The sequence below is a fragment of the Bacillus sp. FSL P4-0290 genome, from assembly GCF_037975435.1.
Classification (GTDB): domain Bacteria; phylum Bacillota; class Bacilli; order Bacillales; family Bacillaceae; genus Bacillus; species Bacillus subtilis.
The window spans coordinates 1-20,115 of the sequence record NZ_CP150253.1 but is presented as its reverse complement, the minus strand read 5'-3'; the positions used below and the strand labels follow the sequence as shown (position 1 = coordinate 20,115).

Sequence of the window (20,115 nt, the reverse complement as noted above, 5' to 3'; positions counted from 1 at the left end):
ACTATAAGTTTCCACAGCTTTCAACTGTTTTATACAAGTGCCTTCTGCTTATATTCCTCAACCATTTCAACAAACAGCTGTGTCACTCGGTGATCTTCTGTCAGCTCCGGATGGAATGAGCAGCCAAGGAATTGCCCCTGTTTCGCGGCTACAATACGACCATTATGCTCCGATAGAACTTCAACATTTTCACCAGCTTCTAAAATATGCGGAGCACGGATGAATACCCCAGTAAAAGGCTCGTCCAAGCCTTTAATTGTTAAATCAGCTTCAAAGCTGTCAACCTGCCGGCCAAATGAATTACGTTCTACAACCACATTCAGAAGACCTAAATGAGGATTATCTGAACCGGCAATTTCTTTTGCTAATATAATTAATCCGGCACATGTTCCAAACATCGGTTTGCCCTGAGCAGCGAATTCACGAAGCGGCTCCATGAATTGATACGTATCGATCAAACGGCGCATCGTCGTGCTCTCACCGCCCGGCAAAATCAACCCGTCAACTTCGTTCAGCTGCTCCGGACGTTTTACGACAAGACCAGCCGCGCCGCATGCTTCAATCGCATGGATGTGCTCTCTAACTGCTCCTTGAAGTCCTAGTACACCTATTGTTAACATGTCAGCAGCGCTCCTATGTTCTTACCAGCCGCGTTCTTGCATACGCTGTTCTGGAAGTAAGTTTGAGATTTCAATCCCTTTCATTGCAGTACCAAGCTCTTTTGACAACTCAGCGATTAATTTGTAATCAGTAAAGTGAGTTGTTGCTTCCACAATTGCTTTCGCAAATTTAGCAGGGTTGTCTGATTTAAAAATACCAGAACCAACAAATACTCCGTCAGCACCAAGCTGCATCATGAGAGCAGCATCAGCTGGAGTTGCTACGCCGCCAGCGGCAAAGTTAACGACAGGAAGCTTGCCGTCTTTTTTAATTTGAAGAAGAAGCTCGTAAGGAGCACCTAGGTTTTTCGCTTCTGTCATTAGCTCATCCTCACTCATCGCAACTACTTTGCGCACTTGAGCGTTAACTTTACGCATATGGCGAACAGCCTCAACAATATTACCTGTTCCAGGCTCACCTTTTGTGCGAAGCATAGAAGCACCTTCCGCAATACGGCGTGTTGCTTCACCAAGATCACGGCAGCCACAAACAAAAGGAACTGTGTATTCATTTTTATTTAAATGAAATTCTTCATCAGCCGGCGTCAGAACTTCACTTTCATCAATATAGTCAACACCCATAGCTTCAAGCACACGCGCTTCAACAACATGTCCGATACGCGCTTTTGCCATTACAGGGATAGATACTGCATTCATTACTTCTTCCACGATTGTAGGGTCAGCCATACGGGCAACTCCTCCAGCCGCGCGAATATCTGCCGGCACACGTTCTAGCGCCATTACAGCGACAGCTCCAGCTTCTTCAGCGATTTTCGCTTGTTCCGCATTGATGACGTCCATGATGACGCCGCCTTTTTGCATTTCTGCCATTCCGCGTTTTACACGTTCAGTACCTGTTTGAGCCATTTCTTGGTCCCCCTAATCAAGGTATAGTTATATGATTTCTAATCCTTATTGTATCCTAGAAATCCAATAATTCATATGGATATATACTATTTTATTCGGTTTTTAGCGCTTTGAAAATCATTTTTTATTAAAAATTGGGTTTTTTCAGTATATTACGCGAAAGAGCCCTAACATCCATCAGAGCTCTTTCAATTGATTAAAACCAGCCGGTTACCGTATCAACAATGCTTCCCCAAATTCCGGAAAAAAATCCGCCGATACTGCGCATTGTCAAAACAAACCAGTTTGCTTTTTCTACATTTTCTTTTGTAACAAGGTCTACGCCAGCCAGATCGCTGTTAAGGAATCCGTAATCCTTTTCATCACCTGTGTATTCCGCAGTCAGCTTCCCAATCTTGGTTCCTTTTTTCACAGGAGCAGTTAAGTTGTCTTTATTCAGTGTGACCTTCGCTTTGTAATTCTTTTCTTCACCATTTTTGACAGGAAGAGAGAACGCCTTGTTTGTCACAATGCCTACTTCTTTCTCTTTACCCTTATCAACTGAAATTGTTTTATGGCCTTTTACTTGATCGCCTTCAGCATAAATTTCTTTCATGGAGAAATTGTCGAAAGCATAATCAAACATTTTTTTCGTTTCATCGAAACGGCCTGTATGAAGGTTGCCCTTCGCGTTTAAAACAACAGTGATGACACGCATACCGTTGCGTTCAGCTGTTCCTGTAAAGCATGAACCCGCAGAGTCAGTAGAACCTGTTTTCAGTCCGTCTACAGTCGCTTTTTTATACTCGCTGACAAGCCCCTTCAGCATAAAATTCCAGTTCGGCATGTCCATTTCATCATCGGTGCCTTCTCTGAATTTCGTTTTGGCGATACTGGAAGTCTCCAGTATCTCAGGGTAGTCAGTAATCAAGTGATCCGCAAGAATTGCCATATCCTTTGCAGAAACTTCACTTTCTTCATTTACGCTTGTCCCCTCAGGCTGATGCCCGTGAAGATCTTTGTTTTCAAGACCTGTTGCGTTAACAAATTTGTAATCTGTTAAGCCTAGTTCTTTTGCTTTTGCATTCATTTTTTCAACAAACTTAGTTTCAGAACCGGCAACGATTTCTGCAATCGCAATAGCAGCAGCATTTGCAGAATAAATTGCTGTAGCTTGATATAATTCTTTTACTGTGTATTTCCCGTCTTTCCGAAGAGGAACGTTTGATAAGCTGTTATCTTGGGAAATTTCATACACATAGTCATCAGGCGTATAGGTTTGGTCCCATTTCACTTTACCTTGATCAATTGCTTCTAATAACAGATACTCTGTCATCATTTTTGTCATACTCGCAATTGGCAGTCTCTTATCTGCATTTTTACTGTAAAGAATTTTACCTGAAGAAGCTTCGATCATAATAGCAGCAGATGCATTGATATCAATTGGATCGCTGGCTGCTTTTGCTTTTGACATTGGAGCCAGACACGTGACAGCTAGAGTTAACACAACCAATGACATCAGTAGCTGTTTACATTTCTTGATGTTCAATCGTACGACCTCCGTATTTCATTTTCTTCATCTATAATTAAGCCGTTAAGGACATTTTCAATGCACAACAGTATAAATTTTATCATAATCAGTATAAAAAAAATAGACAGAGTCAGAGACCCTGTCAAATGTTTTTAATTTGTAACAATTTATTATGAAATTGTATAGTTAGGTGATTCTTTTGTAATCTGTACGTCATGCGGATGGCTTTCGCGAAGTCCTGCGCCAGTCATGCGAATGAACTGAGCTTCTTCTCTTAGCGCACGCAGATCTTTGGACCCGCAATACCCCATACCAGAACGAAGGCCTCCGACTAGCTGATAAACGGTTTCTTCAACTGGCCCTTTGTAAGGTGTGCGTCCTTCAATTCCTTCAGGAACAAATTTTTTGTTTTCTTCTTGGAAGTAACGGTCTTTACTTCCTTTTTCCATTGCAGCAACTGATCCCATGCCGCGGTATACCTTAAATCTTCTGCCTTGGTAGATTTCAGTTTCACCAGGGCTTTCTGATGTGCCTGCAAGCAAGCTTCCGAGCATAACAGCATGTCCGCCGGCTGCCAATGCTTTAGTGATATCGCCAGAGAATTTAATCCCACCGTCGGCGATGATTGTTTTGCCGTGTTTTCTTGCTTCAGTCGCACAATCATAAATTGCTGTAATTTGCGGAACACCCACCCCGGCTACAACACGTGTAGTACAAATTGAACCAGGCCCTATTCCAACTTTGACAACGTCTGCTCCAGCTTCGATAAGCGCTCTTGTCGCTTCAGCTGTTGCCACGTTTCCAGCAATAATGTTTAATTCGGGATACGTTTCACGGATTTTTGTAACTGTGTTTAAAACGCCTTGAGAGTGTCCGTGAGCTGTATCGATAACAATCACATCAACATTGGCTTCAACAAGCTTTTTGACGCGAGTCATTGTATCGCCAGTTACACCAACTGCCGCGCCAACGATCAGGCGGCCGTGAATGTCTTTAGATGAGTTCGGGAACTCAATGACTTTTTCAATGTCTTTAATTGTGATAAGACCTTTTAATTTATTCTGGTCATCTACGAGAGGAAGCTTTTCAATTTTATGTTTTTGCAAAATCTTTTCAGCTTCATCCAGAGTAGTTCCTACAGATGCAGTAACTAGCTCTTCTTTCGTCATGACGTCGCTGATTTTCATTGAGTAGTCAGAAATAAAACGAAGGTCACGGTTTGTAATAATTCCAACAAGCTTCTGGTCTTCTTCGTTATTTACAATCGGAACACCGGAAATTCTGTATTTCCCCATCAAATGCTCCGCATCAAATACTTGGTGATCAGGAGTTAAAAAGAAGGGATTTGTGATAACGCCGCGCTCAGAACGCTTTACTTTATCAACTTGTTCAGCCTGCTGTTCAATGGACATATTTTTGTGAATGATGCCCAAGCCGCCCTGTCTTGCCATTGCAATTGCCATTGCTGATTCTGTTACAGTGTCCATACCTGCGCTGATGACAGGAATATTTAGCTTTAACGTTTTTGTAAGTTCTACAGATAAATCCACATCACGCGGAAGTACCTCAGACTTTGCTGGCACAAGCAGCACATCGTCGAACGTTAAGCCTTCTTTTGAAAATTTACTTTCCCACATTAGTAAATCCCCCTCTTTTCGGCAAAATATTATATGTAGATTATCAACTAGCCAAGAGCATGTCAAGGAAGCGGGAAAGAGTTGAAATATTTAGATAACGGAAAGGATTAAGAAATATACATGACATATCATGAGTGGAAAGACTTAGCGCTATTTTACTCCGTTGAATCAACCCAGAAATTTCTAGAAAAGGTTTATATCTTAAACGGTATTGACGATGCGAAAAAAAACTCTTTTAAAAACAGTGAACGGTTTATTTATTTCTTAAAGCATGCCGAATCATTTTATAAACAAGCCGCATATTCTCCCTTAGAAATCAAACCGATTCTTTTATTTTATGGAATGGCACAGCTTATCAAAGCATGCTTAATTACACGTGATCCTCATTATCCAAGCCATACATCGGTACTGGCACATGGCGTAACAACAAGAAAACGAAAGAAACAAAATTATTGTTTTAGCGATGATGAAGTGAAAATACAACGGAATGGCCTATGCGTACATTTTATGAAACATTTATTCGGACAATCGGATATAGTAGATGAACGGTATACCATGAAAAAATTATTAATGGCCATTCCAGAACTTAGCGATATTTTCTACTTTCAGCAGAAAGAACGATTTATAACAAAAGTTGAGAAGGATAAGAACGAAATTTTTGTACCGGAGGAAGTAGTAATCAATTACAAAATGTCTGATTCAAGGTTTGCTGAATACATGTCCCATCATTATCAATGGTCTTTTACAAAAAAAAATGAACACGGGCTGCTGTTCGAAATTTCACCACAAGACAAGGAGCCATGGACATCGACCAGCTTATTGTTTGACATGAAAAAGAACCAATATTATATCCCTTCTCAAAGGGAGCAATTTCTGAGGCTTCCCGAAATGACAATTCATTATTTGATTTTGTACAACGTTGGAATGATTGCAAGGTATGAAACAGAATGGTGGTATGAGTTATTAACACAGCATATAAGTGATGACTACGTGTTAATTCAGCAGTTTTTATTAGTATCAGAAAAGAAATTCCCTAAATACGCTTCACAGTTTCTTCTTCATTTTTAACAAACAAAAAACCCAGCTCAATGAGCTGGGTTTAAACTTGCTTGGCGGCGTCCTACTCTCACAGGGGGAAACCCCCGACTACCATCGGCGCTGAAGAGCTTAACTTCCGTGTTCGGTATGGGAACGGGTGTGACCTCTTCGCTATCGCCACCAAACAAATTGAGAGTGTTCTCTCAAAACTAGATAACAGGTGTGACATCATTCAAAAATATGGTTAAGTCCTCGATCGATTAGTATCTGTCAGCTCCATGTGTCGCCACACTTCCACCTCAGACCTATCAACCTGATCATCTTTCAGGGATCTTACTTCCTTGCGGAATGGGAAATCTCATCTTGAGGGGGGCTTCATGCTTAGATGCTTTCAGCACTTATCCCGTCCGCACATAGCTACCCAGCGATGCCCTTGGCAGAACAACTGGTACACCAGCGGTGCGTCCATCCCGGTCCTCTCGTACTAAGGACAGCTCCTCTCAAATTTCCTGCGCCCGCGACGGATAGGGACCGAACTGTCTCACGACGTTCTGAACCCAGCTCGCGTACCGCTTTAATGGGCGAACAGCCCAACCCTTGGGACCGACTACAGCCCCAGGATGCGATGAGCCGACATCGAGGTGCCAAACCTCCCCGTCGATGTGGACTCTTGGGGGAGATAAGCCTGTTATCCCCGGGGTAGCTTTTATCCGTTGAGCGATGGCCCTTCCATGCGGAACCACCGGATCACTAAGCCCGACTTTCGTCCCTGCTCGACTTGTAGGTCTCGCAGTCAAGCTCCCTTGTGCCTTTACACTCTGCGAATGATTTCCAACCATTCTGAGGGAACCTTTGGGCGCCTCCGTTACCTTTTAGGAGGCGACCGCCCCAGTCAAACTGCCCACCTGACACTGTCTCCCCGCCCGATAAGGGCGGCGGGTTAGAAGGTCAATACAGCCAGGGTAGTATCCCACCGATGCCTCCACCGAAGCTGGCGCTCCGGTTTCCAAGGCTCCTACCTATCCTGTACAAGCTGTACCAACATTCAATATCAGGCTGCAGTAAAGCTCCACGGGGTCTTTCCGTCCTGTCGCGGGTAACCTGCATCTTCACAGGTACTATAATTTCACCGAGTCTCTCGTTGAGACAGTGCCCAGATCGTTGCGCCTTTCGTGCGGGTCGGAACTTACCCGACAAGGAATTTCGCTACCTTAGGACCGTTATAGTTACGGCCGCCGTTTACTGGGGCTTCAATTCGCACCTTCGCTTACGCTAAGCGCTCCTCTTAACCTTCCAGCACCGGGCAGGCGTCAGCCCCTATACTTCGCCTTACGGCTTCGCAGAGACCTGTGTTTTTGCTAAACAGTCGCCTGGGCCTATTCACTGCGGCTCTCTCGGGCTTGCACCCTAACAGAGCACCCCTTCTCCCGAAGTTACGGGGTCATTTTGCCGAGTTCCTTAACGAGAGTTCTCTCGATCACCTTAGGATTCTCTCCTCGCCTACCTGTGTCGGTTTGCGGTACGGGCACCTCTCACCTCGCTAGAGGCTTTTCTTGGCAGTGTGGAATCAGGAACTTCGCTACTATATTTCGCTCGCCATCACAGCTCAGCCTTATGGGAAACGGATTTGCCTATTTCCCAGCCTAACTGCTTGGACGCGGATATCCAATACCGCGCTTACCCTATCCTCCTGCGTCCCCCCATTGCTCAAATGGTGAGGAGGTGGTACAGGAATATCAACCTGTTGTCCATCGCCTACGCCTTTCGGCCTCGGCTTAGGTCCCGACTAACCCTGAGCGGACGAGCCTTCCTCAGGAAACCTTAGGCATTCGGTGGAGGGGATTCTCACCCCTCTTTCGCTACTCATACCGGCATTCTCACTTCTAAGCGCTCCACCAGTCCTTCCGGTCTGGCTTCACAGCCCTTAGAACGCTCTCCTACCACTGTTCGAAGAACAGTCCGCAGCTTCGGTGATACGTTTAGCCCCGGTACATTTTCGGCGCAGAGTCACTCGACCAGTGAGCTATTACGCACTCTTTAAATGGTGGCTGCTTCTAAGCCAACATCCTGGTTGTCTAAGCAACTCCACATCCTTTTCCACTTAACGTATACTTTGGGACCTTAGCTGGCGGTCTGGGCTGTTTCCCTTTCGACTACGGATCTTATCACTCGCAGTCTGACTCCCAAGGATAAGTCATTGGCATTCGGAGTTTGACTGAATTCGGTAACCCGGTAGGGGCCCCTAGTCCAATCAGTGCTCTACCTCCAAGACTCTTACCTTGAGGCTAGCCCTAAAGCTATTTCGGAGAGAACCAGCTATCTCCAGGTTCGATTGGCATTTCACCCCTACCCACACCTCATCCCCGCACTTTTCAACGTGCGTGGGTTCGGGCCTCCATTCAGTGTTACCTGAACTTCACCCTGGACATGGGTAGATCACCTGGTTTCGGGTCTACGACCACGTACTCATGCGCCCTATTCAGACTCGCTTTCGCTGCGGCTCCGCATCTTCTGCTTAACCTTGCACGGGATCGTAACTCGCCGGTTCATTCTACAAAAGGCACGCCATCACCCGTTAACGGGCTCTGACTACTTGTAGGCACACGGTTTCAGGATCTCTTTCACTCCCCTTCCGGGGTGCTTTTCACCTTTCCCTCACGGTACTGGTTCACTATCGGTCACTAGGGAGTATTTAGCCTTGGGAGATGGTCCTCCCGGATTCCGACGGAATTTCACGTGTTCCGCCGTACTCAGGATCCACTCAGGAGAGAACGAAGTTTTGACTACAGGGCTGTTACCTCCTATGGCGGGCCTTTCCAGACCTCTTCATCTACCTCGTTCCTTTGTAACTCCGTACAGAGTGTCCTACAACCCCAAGAGGCAAGCCTCTTGGTTTGGGCTAATCCCGTTTCGCTCGCCGCTACTCAGGGAATCGCATTTGCTTTCTCTTCCTCCGGGTACTTAGATGTTTCAGTTCCCCGGGTCTGCCTTCTCATATCCTATGAATTCAGATATGGATACCACTCCATTACGAGTGGTGGGTTTCCCCATTCGGAAATCTCCGGATCAAAGCTTGCTTACAGCTCCCCGAAGCATATCGGTGTTCGTCCCGTCCTTCATCGGCTCCTAGTGCCAAGGCATCCACCGTGCGCCCTTTCTAACTTAACCGTTAAAAAGAATCACTATGTGATATCTTGTGTTACTAATTGAATGTGATGTCTACTGTTATCTAGTTTTCAAAGAACACGTTGGTGGAGCCTAGCGGGATCGAACCGCTGACCTCCTGCGTGCAAAGCAGGCGCTCTCCCAGCTGAGCTAAGGCCCCGTTATATAAGATGGTGGGCCTGAGTGGACTCGAACCACCGACCTCACGCTTATCAGGCGTGCGCTCTAACCAGCTGAGCTACAGGCCCATCTTAACTTATTCAAGGAACAAAGTTCCTTCAAAACTAAACAAGACAGGGAACGTTCTGTTTATAAGACCCAAGGTCTTATATTCCGTAAAATATCCTTAGAAAGGAGGTGATCCAGCCGCACCTTCCGATACGGCTACCTTGTTACGACTTCACCCCAATCATCTGTCCCACCTTCGGCGGCTGGCTCCTAAAAGGTTACCTCACCGACTTCGGGTGTTACAAACTCTCGTGGTGTGACGGGCGGTGTGTACAAGGCCCGGGAACGTATTCACCGCGGCATGCTGATCCGCGATTACTAGCGATTCCAGCTTCACGCAGTCGAGTTGCAGACTGCGATCCGAACTGAGAACAGATTTGTGGGATTGGCTTAACCTCGCGGTTTCGCTGCCCTTTGTTCTGTCCATTGTAGCACGTGTGTAGCCCAGGTCATAAGGGGCATGATGATTTGACGTCATCCCCACCTTCCTCCGGTTTGTCACCGGCAGTCACCTTAGAGTGCCCAACTGAATGCTGGCAACTAAGATCAAGGGTTGCGCTCGTTGCGGGACTTAACCCAACATCTCACGACACGAGCTGACGACAACCATGCACCACCTGTCACTCTGCCCCCGAAGGGGACGTCCTATCTCTAGGATTGTCAGAGGATGTCAAGACCTGGTAAGGTTCTTCGCGTTGCTTCGAATTAAACCACATGCTCCACCGCTTGTGCGGGCCCCCGTCAATTCCTTTGAGTTTCAGTCTTGCGACCGTACTCCCCAGGCGGAGTGCTTAATGCGTTAGCTGCAGCACTAAGGGGCGGAAACCCCCTAACACTTAGCACTCATCGTTTACGGCGTGGACTACCAGGGTATCTAATCCTGTTCGCTCCCCACGCTTTCGCTCCTCAGCGTCAGTTACAGACCAGAGAGTCGCCTTCGCCACTGGTGTTCCTCCACATCTCTACGCATTTCACCGCTACACGTGGAATTCCACTCTCCTCTTCTGCACTCAAGTTCCCCAGTTTCCAATGACCCTCCCCGGTTGAGCCGGGGGCTTTCACATCAGACTTAAGAAACCGCCTGCGAGCCCTTTACGCCCAATAATTCCGGACAACGCTTGCCACCTACGTATTACCGCGGCTGCTGGCACGTAGTTAGCCGTGGCTTTCTGGTTAGGTACCGTCAAGGTACCGCCCTATTCGAACGGTACTTGTTCTTCCCTAACAACAGAGCTTTACGATCCGAAAACCTTCATCACTCACGCGGCGTTGCTCCGTCAGACTTTCGTCCATTGCGGAAGATTCCCTACTGCTGCCTCCCGTAGGAGTCTGGGCCGTGTCTCAGTCCCAGTGTGGCCGATCACCCTCTCAGGTCGGCTACGCATCGTTGCCTTGGTGAGCCGTTACCTCACCAACTAGCTAATGCGCCGCGGGTCCATCTGTAAGTGGTAGCCGAAGCCACCTTTTATGTTTGAACCATGCGGTTCAAACAACCATCCGGTATTAGCCCCGGTTTCCCGGAGTTATCCCAGTCTTACAGGCAGGTTACCCACGTGTTACTCACCCGTCCGCCGCTAACATCAGGGAGCAAGCTCCCATCTGTCCGCTCGACTTGCATGTATTAGGCACGCCGCCAGCGTTCGTCCTGAGCCAGGATCAAACTCTCCGATAAAGTAGTTTGACTGACTACGCACATCGCTGTGCGATTTTTAAAAACTGAATTAACAGGTACGTTTTGTCTTGTTTAGTTTTCAAAGAACTTTGTGCGCTTCTCTCGAAGCGACTACTTAATAATAACATTTTTAGTTAACTAGGTCAATACTTTTTCGAAAAAGTTTTTACTAGTCATAATGGTCATGTTTGTGTCTTTTAAAAGACAACAGAAATGATTATACCATAATTTTTATGACTGTAAAGGGTTATGACACAAAAAAGCGCAGCTATTTCAGCTGCGCTTTTTCTCACACTTCTTCTTGTTCTTCTTCATTCTCATCTTCTTCGTTTTTCTCTACTAAAGCTACTGTAGCAACATGCTCTTCTTCTGCCATTCTGATGAGACGCACACCTTGAGTGACACGTCCGGTGATGGAGATATCATTGATGTCCATTCTGATGAGTACGCCGCTAGCTGTAATAATCATTAGATCCTCTTCACCTTTAGTAGCTTTCACTGCTACTAGTTGGCCGTTGTTCTCGGTGATTTTCGCTGTTTTGAGTCCTTTTCCGCCCCGGCTTTGGGTTCTGTACTCTTCAGCCGGAGTTCGTTTTCCGTACCCTTTTTCAGTTACGATAAGGACGTGTGATTCTTCCTCTAATATCTCCATGCCGACAACAACGTCGTCATCCGTCAGGGTGATGCCTTTTACGCCCGCCGCAGTTCTTCCCATCTCCCGGACATCTGTTTCAGGGAAACGGATCAGTAAACCGTTTTTCGTTCCAATGATGATTTGTTTTGTGCCGTCAGTCAGACGTACACCCATCAGTTCATCATCTTCACGAAGACTCAGAGCGATTAGACCATTGTTGCGGATATTAGCGAATTGAGATAGCGATGTTCGTTTTGAAACCCCATGCTTTGTAGTGAAGAAAAGGTAAAGCTCCGCATTGAATTCCGTGACTGGAATAATCGCGTTGATCCACTCACCCTTTTCTACCTCCAGCAGGTTAATAATCGGGATTCCTTTTGCCGTTCTGCCGTATTCAGGGATTTCATACCCTTTTGCACGATACACTTTCCCCTTGTTCGAGAAGAAGAGAATCGTGTCATGAGTTGACGTAGAGATCAAATGCTCAACGAAATCATCTTCGTTTGTTCCCATACCTTGTACACCTTTTCCGCCTCGTTTTTGACTGCGGTAAGTTGATGCAGGAAGACGTTTGACGTATCCGTTGTGCGTCAGAGTAACTACGATATTTTCTCTCTCGATGAGATCTTCATCTTCAATTGTCTCCAGTCCAGAAGTGACGATCTCAGTACGTCTTTCATCGTTAAAACGCTCTTTGATTTCCGTGAGTTCTTCACGAATGATCTCAAGCACTTTATATTCATTTGCCAAGATGTCTTTTAGCTCTGCAATTAATTTAACAAGAGATTGGTATTCTTCTTCTATCTTTTCACGTTCCAGTCCCGTTAAACGCTGGAGCCTCATATCAAGGATCGCTTGTGCTTGCTTCTCTGTCAGTGAGAATTGTTCAATTAAACCTGTTCTCGCAATTTCAGCCGTTTGAGAATTACGGATAAGGGAGATAACTGCATCGAGATGATCCAGTGCAACTCTCAATCCTTCCAGGATATGAGCTCTCGCTTCCGCTTTACGCAATTCATAAGCAGTACGGCGTCTAATGACAACTTTTTGATGGTCAAGGTAATGCTCTAGGCATTGCTTAAGAGTTAAAACTTTCGGCTGGCCATCAACAAGTGCAAGCAGGTTGATGCCAAAAGATGTTTGTAGAGCAGTTTGTTTGTACAGATTGTTTAAGATGACATTTGCATTGGCGTCGCGTCTGATTTCAATGACAATTCTCATACCTGTACGATCTGACTCATCACGCAGATCTGTGATACCCTCTATCTTTTTGTCCCTTACGAGATCAGCAATTTTCTCAATTAATTTCGCCTTATTCACTTGGTAAGGTAACTCTGTAACGATAATTCTTTCTTTACCCGAAGATGTTTGTTCGATCTCAGCTTTTGCCCGGATCGTGATAGAGCCTCGGCCTGATTCGTATGCTTTCCGGATACCGCTGCGTCCCAAGATTTGACCCGCGGTCGGGAAATCAGGCCCTGGAATGACTTCCATAAGCTCTGGAATTGTAATGTCCGGATTCTCACTGACAGCAAGTACACCGTCAATGATTTCTCCCAGCTGGTGCGGAGGAATGTTTGTTGCCATACCTACCGCAATGCCGGCAGCACCGTTCACGAGCAGATTCGGGAACCTTGAAGGCATAACGACAGGTTCTCTTTCTGACCCGTCATAGTTATCCTGGTAATCGATTGTGTCTTTTGTGATGTCACGAAGAATCTCCATTGAGATTTTAGACATTCTTGCTTCTGTATAACGCATGGCCGCCGCTGAGTCTCCGTCAACAGAACCGAAGTTTCCGTGACCGTCAACGAGCATATAACGGTAGTTGAAATCCTGAGCCATTCTGACCATGGATTCATATACCGCTGAATCACCGTGCGGGTGGTATTTCCCGATAACTTCTCCAACGATACGCGCGGATTTTTTATAAGGCTTGTCACTTGTCATGCCTAAATCATTCATTGCATACAAAATCCGTCTATGAACCGGTTTTAAACCGTCTCGAACATCTGGAAGAGCACGGGACACGATAACGCTCATTGCATAATCCAAGAAGGACGTACGCATTTCCTGACTGATATTTATTTCACGAACTTGTGGTGTGTTTTGTTCACTCATTAAAAAACCTCCCTGAAGTATCACATGAAATATGTGGGAGTAGATTGTCCATTATGACCTTCAATACGATTTCACTATTCTCCATTATATCAATAAACTTATGATTATACACATTAAATTGCTAGAATATATAGGTACTGCAAGCATTGCTGCATCTGATCTTGTTCAGAAAAAAGCCTTATTTCTTATTGGAAATAAGGCTTTTTATGATTAGATGTCAAGATTTTTAACGTATCTCGCATTCGCTTCTATGAAGTTTCGGCGCGGTTCTACCTTGTCGCCCATAAGCATTTCAAAAGTCTCGTCCGCATCCATTGCATCTTCAAGAGTTACCTGAAGAAGTGTTCTGGAACTAGGATCCATGGTTGTCTCCCATAGCTGGGTGGCATTCATTTCACCAAGACCTTTGTAACGCTGCAGTCCAGGCTTAGGCGTTTGAGGAAGAGTTTTTAACAGCTCTTCCAGCTCCTTGTCATTGTACGCATATTCAACGCGTTTCCCCTGTTGAACCTTGTAGAGCGGCGGCTGCGCAATGTACACGTAGCCATTTTCGATAATTTGGCGCATATATCTGTAAAAGAACGTTAACAGCAGTGTTCTGATGTGCGCGCCGTCAACATCGGCATCTGTCATAATGACAACTTTGTGGTAACGGGCTTTCTCAAGGTTGAAGTCTTCCCCAATACCTGTGCCGAGCGCTGTGATCATAGAGCGAACTTCGTTGTTAGAAAGGATTTTATCCAGTCTGGCCTTTTCAACGTTTAGGATTTTACCTCTAAGCGGCAAAATGGCTTGGAAATGTCTGTCGCGTCCTTGTTTAGCAGATCCTCCGGCAGAGTCACCCTCTACGATATATAACTCGGAGATGCTCGGATCTTTTGATGAGCAGTCCGCTAACTTACCGGGCAGGTTTGAAATTTCCAAAGCACTCTTACGACGTGTTAGTTCACGGGCTTTTTTCGCAGCCATTCTTGCTCTTGCCGCCATTAAGCCTTTATCGACAATTTTTTTGGCTGCATCTGGATTTTCCAGCATAAATGTTTCCATCGCCGTAGAAAATAACGTATCGGTGATCGTCCGTGCTTCTGAGTTGCCCAGCTTTGTTTTCGTTTGGCCCTCAAACTGCGGATCAGGGTGTTTGATTGAAATAATCGCTGTCAGCCCTTCCCTTACGTCATCTCCGCTTAGGTTTGGATCATTTTCTTTAATAAGCCCTTTTTTTCTGGCGTAATCGTTGATAACACGAGTCAGGCCCGTTTTGAAGCCAGCTTCATGGGTACCGCCTTCGTACGTGTTAATGTTGTTTGTAAACGAGTAAATGTTGCTTGTGTAGCTGTCATTGTATTGCAAAGCCACTTCAACCGTAATGCCGTCCTTTTCGCCTTCAATGTAAATCGGCTCTTCATGGACAACCTCTTTAGAGCGGTTTAAATACTCTACATAACTTTTAATTCCGCCTTCGTAATGGTATTCATTTTTGCGCTCTTGTCCTTCACGTTTATCCTCAATCGTGATGTTTACGCCCTTTGTTAAAAAGGCTAATTCACGTACGCGGTTGGCAAGCAGATCATAATCATACTCGGTTGTTTCTGAGAAAATTTCAGGGTCCGGGACAAAATGTGTCGTCGTTCCTGTATGATCCGTTTCGCCAATGATTTCAAGGTCTGTAACCGGAACTCCGCGTTTATAAGTTTGGCGGTGAATTTTACCATCACGGTGAACCGTCACATCAAGCTCTGTTGATAGTGCGTTTACGACAGACGCACCTACACCGTGTAATCCTCCGGATACTTTATAGCCGCTTCCGTCAAATTTTCCTCCGGCATGAAGTACCGTCATAATGACTTCTACCGCAGGACGGCCCATTTTTTCATGAATACCGACTGGAATACCGCGGCCATTATCTACAACCGTGATACTGTTGTCTTTTTCGATTTGGATATTGATATCCGTACAATAACCGGCGAGGGCTTCGTCAATACTATTGTCGACAATTTCCCATACCAGGTGGTGAAGGCCTTTGCTGTTTGTCGAACCGATATACATCCCCGGTCTTTTACGAACAGCTTCCAATCCTTCTAGTACCTGTATCTGATTTTCATCATAACTGTTTTGCTGCTGTTCCATAGCCACGTCATTCACCTACACTTTTCTAAACGATATATTCGTGATAAAAAATTTCTAAGAATCTATTTCAAACATAAATTGCGCACGTTTTTTTAATGTGCTGGAAGATAAGGGAGAGTAATATATATTCTGAACCGTGACTACGATAGATTTGGGCGTGCCGTTTACGGAAGGCACCACCTTGTGTTTCTGTTTTTTCAGAAATTCTTCAACAATAGGCGACATGTTGGCTTTAAAGTCAAAAATGCCGACAATATCTCGTGTTGAAACCACAAAGTCATCACCTAAATGAATATACAATTGCTCACCTCATTTCTTCACTTCACTAACGCACCATTTTGCACACGGAACATTCCTGCTTGACGTAAGGTTTCGTGATCAATGCCATCAACGCTTGTCGTTGTGACAAACGTTTGTACACGGCCTTGGATCGTATGAAGCAAGTGTGACTGGCGATAATCATCCAGTTCACTCAGTACATCATCCAATAGTAAAATGGGATATTCTCCGATTTCTTCATGGATCAGGTCAATCTCCGCCAGCTTAAGGGACAACGCCGTCGTTCGCTGCTGTCCTTGAGAACCATACGTCTGCACATCGCGTCCGTTCACATAGAAAAGAACATCATCGCGATGAGGCCCTGACAGCGTCACACCACGCTCAATTTCTTTTTCTCTTAATTTAGAAAACGCTTCTTGATAGCTATCTCCTATTTTCGACAAATCTAGGGGATCTGATACATCAAGAGCTGTATGGTATTTCAGGGTCAGTTCTTCAAGCCCTCTTGAGATGCCTGCATGGATGGGCTGCGCCCATTTCTCGAGCTGTGCTGTAAACTGCAGGCGTTTTACGACGACTTTTGCTGCAACTTCTACAAGCTGATCGGTCAGAACATCGAGCATCGTCCGGTCAGTTTGTTTTCTTGTTTGCAGCTGTTTCAAAAAATGATTCCGCTGGGAAAGGATTTTCTGGTAAAGAGAAAGATCATGAAGGTAGACGGGAGAAACCTGTCCGATTTCCATGTCAAGAAACCGCCTTCTCACTTGAGGGCTTCCCTTTACAAGATTTAAATCTTCCGGCGCGAACATAATGGTGTTGAGGGCCCCGACATACTGGCTGAGCTTTTGCTGTTCAATATGATTGACCTTGCCCTTTTTACCCTTTTTGGAGATGACGAGCTGCATCGGGATTGCCCCGTTTTGCTTCATCACTCTTCCCTCTATTTTAGCATAGTCTTTGTCCCACCGTATAAGTTCTTTGTCATTTGATGTCCGGTGCGATTTCGCCATGGACAAGACATAGATCGCCTCCATGAGGTTTGTCTTCCCCTGGGCGTTTTCTCCGATGATCACATTTACTTTATTTTCAAATTGAAGTTCAGCATGGTCGTAGTTGCGGTAAGATGTCAGTTCTAAGTTCTGGATATACAATCAGTGTCACCCGCTTTAATTGACGACTTGAAATGAACCAAATCCTTCAATCTCTACCACATCTCCAACATACAGTTTTCTGCCCCGGCGGTTGTCCGGCTCATCGTTCACAAGCACTTCATGCTCGCTTAAAAACCACTTCGCCATACCGCCAGACTGAATCACATCGGCTAATTTTAAGAATTGTCCGAGTGTAATCATCTCTGTATCAATTGAAATCGGATTTGCCATTATATCGACCTCTTTCAAATATCACTAATATCTAATTGTACTAAAAAAAAACGAATTAGGGAAAGGGAAAACTTGTCGGAGCAGATACCGAATAGAAAAGCTGCCGACAGGTCGGCAGCAGTGTATCGGATTAATAGGTTCTGACAGGGAGGATAAGCTGTACAATCGTTTCATCATTCGGCGTGCGAATTAAGAAGGGTCTCATTGCACCTGTAAAGCTTACGCGTATTTCTGCTCCTTCAAGCACCTTTAGTGCATCCAGCATATATTTTGGACTAAAAGAGATATTTAATTCCTCACCTTCAATTTGATCCGCAACAATCGCTTCCACAACTTTACCGATTTCCGGCGAGTTAGAAGAAATTTCAATGGATTCAGCCGGTTTTGCAGACAGTTTTACCACGTTGTTGCGTCCCTCTCTGGCTAAAAGAGATGCACGATCAATGGCCTGAAGGAATTCTTTTGTGTTCACAATGATTTCTGTTTTGCTGTCTTGCGGAATCAGGCTGGTTGTGTCTGGATAATTCCCGTCCAGAAGCCGTGAGAAGAATAAGACGTTTTTCGCTTTAAACAGAACTTGGGTTTCTGTGATGACGATATCTACAAGTTCCTGGTTGTCATCTAAAATCTTGCTGAGTTCAGTTAAACTTTTTCCCGGAATCACGACGTTATAAGATCTGTCTTCTGGAATATCAAGTTTCGCCTTTCTTAATGCAAGACGGTGGCTATCCGTTGCAGTGCATAATAATTCACTTTGCTCCACTTTCCAGTTTACACCTGTCAAGATAGGGCGTGTTTCTGAGGTGGACACTGCAAATACTGTTTGTCTGATTAGATTTTTTAACAAATCAGTTGGGATCTGAATCGCATGATGCTCTTCAATCTGCGGCAAGTGCGGATACTCATCAGCATCCAGTCCGTTTAGATTAAATTCAGCTTTACCAGAACGGATAATCGTCAAATACTGATTTTGGACTTCGATTTCTACAGTTGCCATCGGCAATTTTTTTACAATTTCACTAAAAAAGCGAGCCTGTAAAACGATGCTTCCGGGCTGTTCAATAGTGACAATTTCTTTATCTCCTTCTTCTTTTGGAATGAAGGATTCAATAGAAATATCTGAGTCACTCCCTGTAAAGGATACTCCATCATCTGATGCAACAATTTTAATACCAGTCAGAATGGGAATCGTGGTTCTGGATGAAACTGCTTTTAATACATCTTGGACACTTTCAACAAGACGATCTTTTTGAATCGTGAATTTCATTTTTATCCTCCTAACGGATAATGTATTAATATATATATTTATAAAAAATAGTAGAAGTAATAGTAGGGCCTGTGGATTTGTGGATAAGTTGTGAAAAAGACAGGAAACACAGCCTATCCACATGTGGACAGACTGTGTATGACTTCCGAAAAGTTATTCACACTTTCCCCGATTGATCCCCGGTCCTGCTATTTAAGCTGTTCTTTAATTTCTTTTACATGCTGCTGAAGCTGTTCATCATCTGCCAGCAGTTTTGAAATTTTTTCATGCGCATGAATAACGGTCGTATGATCACGTCCTCCAAACTCTTCACCGATTTTAGGAAGAGAGGAATCAGTCATTTCCCTTGATAAGTACATGGCGATTTGACGCGGAAAAGCTACTGACTTTGTCCGTTTTTTTGCTTTGAAATCCTCGAGTTTAATATTAAATTGCTGGCCTACTACCCTCTGAATTTCTTTTATCGTAATGACTTTCGGTTTTGAGGAAGGAATAATATCTTTCAACGCCTCAGCGGCCAGATCAGCATTAATATCTTTATTAATTAAAGATGAATAAGCGACAACTCTGATTAATGCTCCTTCGAGTTCCCGAATATTGCTGTCGATTTGATTCGCGATGTAAAGCATAACCTCGTTCGGAATATCGAGGCCTTCTGCTTTGGCTTTTTTTCTTAAAATCGCAATTCTCGTTTCTAGATCAGGCGGTGTGATATCTGTAATAAGTCCCCATTCAAAACGTGAGCGCAATCTGTCCTCAAGTGTCGGAATTTCCTTTGGCGGTCGATCACTTGAAATGACGATTTGTTTGCTTTCTTCGTGCAATGTGTTAAATGTATGGAAAAATTCTTCCTGGGTTTGTTCTTTCCCCGCTAAAAATTGAATATCATCTATCAAAAGCACATCAACATTTCGATAGCGATTGCGGAAGTCGACGGCTTTATTATCTCGGATAGAGTTGATGAATTCGTTTGTAAATTTCTCAGAAGACAGATAAACCACTTTGGCAGAAGGATTATGATCTATTACATAATGGCCGATCGCATGCATTAAGTGCGTTTTCCCTAAGCCGACGCCCCCATAGATAAATAAAGGGTTGTAAGCTTTCGCGGGTGCTTCCGCTACTGCGAGGGAAGCAGCGTGTGCAAATCGGTTTCCAGATCCGATGACAAAAGTATCAAAAGTATATTTTGGATTGAGCATATTTTGAGGAAAATCAGATGTATCTTCTTTGACCGCTTTTTTGACTTGCGGTTTCGGCATAAAGTCCTCAACATCTTGATTTTGAGGAATGACAAACTTAATGCTCAATTCTTCCCCGGTTAATTCATATATAGTATCTGCAATCAGATGCAAGTATCTGGACTCCAGCCAGTCTCTGGCAAATTCATTGGGAGCCGTGATTGTTAATGTATCGCCTTGCAGTGAGTGGGCTTTGGTTGACTTCATCCAAGTCTCAAAACTCGGTTTGCTCAACTTTTTTTCGATTTGAGCAAGGGCTTGGTTCCACAGGTCTAATATATTTTCCAT

The 20,115-nt window shown here is 44.7% G+C and carries 12 protein-coding genes, 2 tRNA genes and 3 rRNA genes; 1 reads left to right on the top strand and 16 read right to left on the bottom strand.

Going from position 1 to position 20,115, the window contains the following annotated elements:
- Positions 1 to 29: 29 nt before the first annotated feature.
- The 4 genes from pdxT to guaB all read right to left on the bottom strand — a co-directional run bounded on the left by pdxT (position 30) and on the right by guaB (position 4,673).
- Complete coding sequence (gene pdxT, locus MKY10_RS00085) at positions 30 to 620, bottom strand: pyridoxal 5'-phosphate synthase glutaminase subunit PdxT (protein WP_003226797.1); 591 nt, start codon at positions 618 to 620, stop codon at positions 30 to 32.
- A 21-nt stretch (positions 621 to 641) separates the two neighbouring features.
- Entirely contained in the window at positions 642 to 1,526 is an 885-nt protein-coding gene (pdxS, locus tag MKY10_RS00080) for a pyridoxal 5'-phosphate synthase lyase subunit PdxS (RefSeq protein WP_014478583.1), read from the bottom strand.
- A 196-nt stretch (positions 1,527 to 1,722) separates the two neighbouring features.
- Positions 1,723 to 3,054, bottom strand: coding sequence for a D-alanyl-D-alanine carboxypeptidase (dacA, locus tag MKY10_RS00075; protein ID WP_015253025.1), 1,332 nt, complete (start codon positions 3,052 to 3,054; stop codon positions 1,723 to 1,725).
- A gap of 152 nt (positions 3,055 to 3,206) precedes the next feature.
- Entirely contained in the window at positions 3,207 to 4,673 is a 1,467-nt protein-coding gene (gene guaB / locus MKY10_RS00070; protein WP_003226803.1) for an IMP dehydrogenase, read from the bottom strand.
- 120 nt (positions 4,674 to 4,793) lie between these two features.
- Between guaB and MKY10_RS00065 the strand changes: the two genes are divergently transcribed.
- On the top strand, positions 4,794 to 5,741 hold the full coding sequence (locus MKY10_RS00065) for a YaaC family protein (RefSeq protein ID WP_015253026.1): 948 nt from the start codon (positions 4,794 to 4,796) through the stop codon (positions 5,739 to 5,741).
- Between the two features lie 39 nt (positions 5,742 to 5,780).
- Here the strand turns inward: MKY10_RS00065 and rrf are convergent.
- The 12 genes from rrf to dnaA form a co-directional block, all read right to left on the bottom strand.
- Positions 5,781 to 5,896 (bottom strand): 5S ribosomal RNA (rrf, locus tag MKY10_RS00060).
- A gap of 55 nt (positions 5,897 to 5,951) precedes the next feature.
- Positions 5,952 to 8,879 (bottom strand): 23S ribosomal RNA (locus MKY10_RS00055).
- Between the two features lie 81 nt (positions 8,880 to 8,960).
- Positions 8,961 to 9,036 (bottom strand) — tRNA-Ala (locus MKY10_RS00050).
- 11 nt (positions 9,037 to 9,047) lie between these two features.
- A tRNA-Ile gene (locus MKY10_RS00045) sits at positions 9,048 to 9,124 on the bottom strand.
- 102 nt (positions 9,125 to 9,226) lie between these two features.
- A 16S ribosomal RNA gene (locus tag MKY10_RS00040) occupies positions 9,227 to 10,776 on the bottom strand.
- The 16S, 23S and 5S rRNA genes sit together here with 2 tRNA genes alongside, the layout of an rRNA operon.
- 289 nt (positions 10,777 to 11,065) lie before the next feature.
- Positions 11,066 to 13,531 (bottom strand): DNA topoisomerase (ATP-hydrolyzing) subunit A, encoded by a 2,466-nt coding sequence (gyrA, locus tag MKY10_RS00035; RefSeq protein ID WP_003244540.1) that lies wholly within the window; start codon positions 13,529 to 13,531, stop codon positions 11,066 to 11,068.
- Positions 13,532 to 13,741: 210 nt separating this feature from the next.
- Positions 13,742 to 15,658, bottom strand: coding sequence for a DNA topoisomerase (ATP-hydrolyzing) subunit B (gyrB, locus tag MKY10_RS00030; RefSeq protein ID WP_003226808.1), 1,917 nt, complete (start codon positions 15,656 to 15,658; stop codon positions 13,742 to 13,744).
- Positions 15,659 to 15,712: 54 nt separating this feature from the next.
- On the bottom strand, positions 15,713 to 15,958 hold the full coding sequence (gene remB / locus MKY10_RS00025) for an extracellular matrix regulator RemB (protein ID WP_003219266.1): 246 nt from the start codon (positions 15,956 to 15,958) through the stop codon (positions 15,713 to 15,715).
- 17 nt (positions 15,959 to 15,975) lie between these two features.
- The gene (gene recF, locus MKY10_RS00020; protein WP_003243515.1) at positions 15,976 to 17,088 is read right to left on the bottom strand and encodes a DNA replication/repair protein RecF; all 1,113 of its coding nucleotides are present in this window, start codon (positions 17,086 to 17,088) and stop codon (positions 15,976 to 15,978) included.
- A gap of 15 nt (positions 17,089 to 17,103) precedes the next feature.
- The gene (gene rlbA / locus MKY10_RS00015; RefSeq protein WP_003226810.1) at positions 17,104 to 17,319 is read right to left on the bottom strand and encodes a ribosome maturation protein RlbA; all 216 of its coding nucleotides are present in this window, start codon (positions 17,317 to 17,319) and stop codon (positions 17,104 to 17,106) included.
- Between the two features lie 130 nt (positions 17,320 to 17,449).
- Positions 17,450 to 18,586 carry a DNA polymerase III subunit beta gene (gene dnaN, locus MKY10_RS00010; protein WP_003242509.1) on the bottom strand — a complete coding sequence of 379 codons (1,137 nt, stop codon included), beginning with the start codon at positions 18,584 to 18,586 and terminating at the stop codon, positions 17,450 to 17,452.
- A gap of 188 nt (positions 18,587 to 18,774) precedes the next feature.
- Positions 18,775 to 20,115, bottom strand: a complete 1,341-nt coding sequence (gene dnaA, locus MKY10_RS00005) for a chromosomal replication initiator protein DnaA (protein ID WP_003242674.1) — start codon at positions 20,113 to 20,115, stop codon at positions 18,775 to 18,777.

What these genes read in the sequence shown, in the direction of transcription:
- dnaA (WP_003242674.1), bottom strand. Translation starts at nt 20,115, where the DNA reads ATGGAAAATATATTAGACCTGTGGAACCAAGCCCTTGCTCAAATCGAA.
- pdxT (WP_003226797.1), bottom strand. Translation starts at nt 620, where the DNA reads ATGTTAACAATAGGTGTACTAGGACTTCAAGGAGCAGTTAGAGAGCAC.
- rlbA (WP_003226810.1), bottom strand. Translation starts at nt 17,319, where the DNA reads ATGGCAAATCCGATTTCAATTGATACAGAGATGATTACACTCGGACAA.
- gyrB (WP_003226808.1), bottom strand. Translation starts at nt 15,658, where the DNA reads ATGGAACAGCAGCAAAACAGTTATGATGAAAATCAGATACAGGTACTA.
- guaB (WP_003226803.1), bottom strand. Translation starts at nt 4,673, where the DNA reads ATGTGGGAAAGTAAATTTTCAAAAGAAGGCTTAACGTTCGACGATGTG.
- gyrA (WP_003244540.1), bottom strand. Translation starts at nt 13,531, where the DNA reads ATGAGTGAACAAAACACACCACAAGTTCGTGAAATAAATATCAGTCAG.
- pdxS (WP_014478583.1), bottom strand. Translation starts at nt 1,526, where the DNA reads ATGGCTCAAACAGGTACTGAACGTGTAAAACGCGGAATGGCAGAAATG.
- dnaN (WP_003242509.1), bottom strand. Translation starts at nt 18,586, where the DNA reads ATGAAATTCACGATTCAAAAAGATCGTCTTGTTGAAAGTGTCCAAGAT.
- MKY10_RS00065 (WP_015253026.1), top strand. Translation starts at nt 4,794, where the DNA reads ATGACATATCATGAGTGGAAAGACTTAGCGCTATTTTACTCCGTTGAA.